The 2,621-nt window shown below is 73.5% G+C and carries 1 protein-coding gene; it reads right to left on the minus strand.

Features of this window, described 5'->3' with window-relative positions; translation table 11 throughout:
* Positions 1-657: 657 nt before the first annotated feature.
* Positions 658-2,565: a DNA primase gene (gene dnaG, locus ACSNOH_RS34380; RefSeq protein ID WP_436725377.1), complete on the minus strand. Its 1,908-nt coding sequence runs from the start codon at positions 2,563-2,565 to the stop codon at positions 658-660.
* Positions 2,566-2,621 lie beyond the last annotated feature (56 nt).

A 2,621-nucleotide genomic window follows, 5' to 3' on the forward strand; every position in this document is an offset into this window, starting at 1 on the left:
GGGCGGCCGGGGGCCGGGGCTGGGGCCTGGTCGGGATCCGGGTCTGCACGGGGGCGACCTCCAAGGTGATCGCTGCCGGTTCGGGGCGGCATGCGCCGGAAGGGGCGGCAGCGGCCTGGCCGCCGGCCGTCCCGGGGAATCAGGAGCGGCTACGCGAAGGGTTCCGAGTTCCGGGTCCGAGCGGCCGGGCCTGCCGCGTCCGAGGACTCAGGCACCGCCCACCAGTGTGGGGTACGACGCGGGCCCGCCACGAGGGGCTTGCGAGCACTTTCTGAGTCCGCACCGTGACCGGCCGTTACGGCCCTGCGGGGGGGCGGCGGCACCGTACGGACTTCCCGCCGGTTCGGCACCGCCGGTCCACGACGTGGGGGTTGCGCGCCGCGGCGGCGGACATGAAGGGCTGGGCCCTTCACCGAATCGAAGGGCCAGGCCCTTCACCCAGGCGAGCACCGCTCCCTCACCCCCGCCGCCGCCGCGGCGAGCAACCCCCGCTGCGGGACCGGCGGTGCCGTACGAAGCTGCGGGGCGGCCCGGCACCGCCGGATACGTTCGCGGTGGCTGATCGCCGCCGCGGCGGATTTGAAGGGCCTGGCCCTTCACTCATGCGAGTACCGGTCCGCCACGGCGGAAACGAGGCGGCCGGGCCCGGGCCGGAGGCTACAGCGCTGCCGCGCCGCGGTCCTTCAGGGCGCGGGCGTACTGCTCCAGGACCCACAGTTCGTTCTGGACGGCAGCCAGGTGCTCCGGGTCCGGGTTGCTGCCCAGGCGGATGAGGCTCGCCTGGACCTCCCGGATGCGGCGTTCGACGGCGCGCAGCCGGACCTGGACGAGCTGGATCCCCGCGTAGACCTCGTCCACGTTCTTGTGCCGGATCGCCTCGACGGCCAGCTCCGTGATCATTCGGCGGACGGTGTCGTCGGGGGCGGCGTCCCGGACGCGGGTGAGGTAGTCGGCGGGGGCGCCGGTGACGCCGCCGGCCTCCTCGATGGCGCGGCGCACGGCCACGTAGGGCGCGGCCGTGAACTCGTCCTCCATGTACGCGTCGAAGGCGGGGGCGACCAGCTCGGGCCGCTGCAGGGCGAGCTTGAGCAGCTCGCGCTCGGTGAGCGCGGCGGGGCTGCGCAGGTTGAGCGCGGGGCCGCGCCGCACGGGCTCCTGCGGTGCCGCGGTGGCGGCGGGCGCCGCGGCCCGGCCGGCGGAGCGCTGCTGGGGGCCGCCGCGCTCCCCGCGCTCGCGCGCCCAGCGGGCCAGCTGCCCCACGCGCATGACGACGAACTGGGTGTCGAGGATGCCCAGCAGTCCGGCGAGCCGGACTGCGTACTGGTGCCGGATGGAGCCGTCCTTGATGTTCGCCACTATGGGCGCGGCCTCCTCCAGCGCGGCGGCCTGGCCCTCGGGCTCCTCCAGGGCGTACCGGGCGACCACGGAACGGATCGCGAACTCGAAGAGGGGGGTGCTCTCCTCGACCAGCCGCCGTACGGCGTCGTCGCCCTCGGCGAGGCGGAGCTCGCAGGGATCCATCCCGCCGGGGCTGACGGCGATCTTCGTGCTCGCCGCGAACTTCTGGTCGTCCTCGAAGGCCCGCAGGGCCGCCCGCTGCCCCGCGGCGTCACCGTCGAAGGTGAAGATCACCTTCGCGCCGGAGTTGTCCATCAGCAGCCGGCGCAGGATCTTGATGTGGTCGCCGGCGAAGGCGGTGCCGCAGGTGGCGATGGCGGTGGTGACGCCGGCCAGGTGGCAGGCCATGACGTCGGTGTAGCCCTCGACCACGACGGCGCGGCTGGTCTTGGCGATGTCCTTCTTGGCGAGGTCGATGCCGTAGAGGACCTGCGACTTGCGGTAGAGGGGGGTCTCGGGGGTGTTGAGGTACTTGGGGCCGGTGTCGTCGTCGCGGAGCTTGCGCGCGCCGAAGCCCACGACCTCGCCGGTGATGTCGCGGATGGGCCACATCAGGCGGCCGCGGAAGCGGTCGATGGGGCGGCCGCCGCGGCTCTCCTGGGCGAGGCCGGAGAGGATCAGCTCCTTGTCGCTGAAGCCCTTGCCGCGCAGGAAGCGGGTGAGGTGGTCCCAGCCGGCGGGGCTGTAGCCGACGCCGAAGTGCTCGGCGGCCTCCTGGCCGAAGCCGCGGCTCGCGAGGAACTGCCGGCCGATCTCGGCCTCGGGGCCGCCGAGCTGCTCGGCGTAGAACTTCGCGGCGTGCTTGTGGGCCTCGACGAGGCGGATGCGCTCGCCCTGCTGGCGGCCGGGGGTGTAGCCGCCCTCCTCGTAGCGCAGGGTGATGCCGGCCTGGGCGGCCAGCCGCTCGATCGTCTCGGCGAAGGAGAGGTGGTCGATCTTCCTGACGAAGTCGACGGTGTCCCCGCCCTCCTGGCAGCCGAAGCAGTAGAAGAGCCCCTTGGCCGGGCTGACCTGGAAGGACGGGGACTTCTCGTCGTGGAAGGGGCAGAGGCCCTTGAGGTTGCCGCCGCCCGCGTTGCGCAACTGGAGGTACTCGGACACGACGGCGTCGATCGGGACCGCGTCCCGTACCGCCTTCACGTCGTCATCGTTGATCCGTCCTGCCACGCGTGAATTCTACGGGCGGGGGCGGGCGGCGCGGACCGGTCAGGACTGCGCGGGGC

The sequence above is a fragment of the Streptomyces sp. URMC 127 genome (assembly GCF_051386535.1).
Taxonomy (GTDB): Bacteria; Actinomycetota; Actinomycetes; order Streptomycetales; family Streptomycetaceae; genus Streptomyces.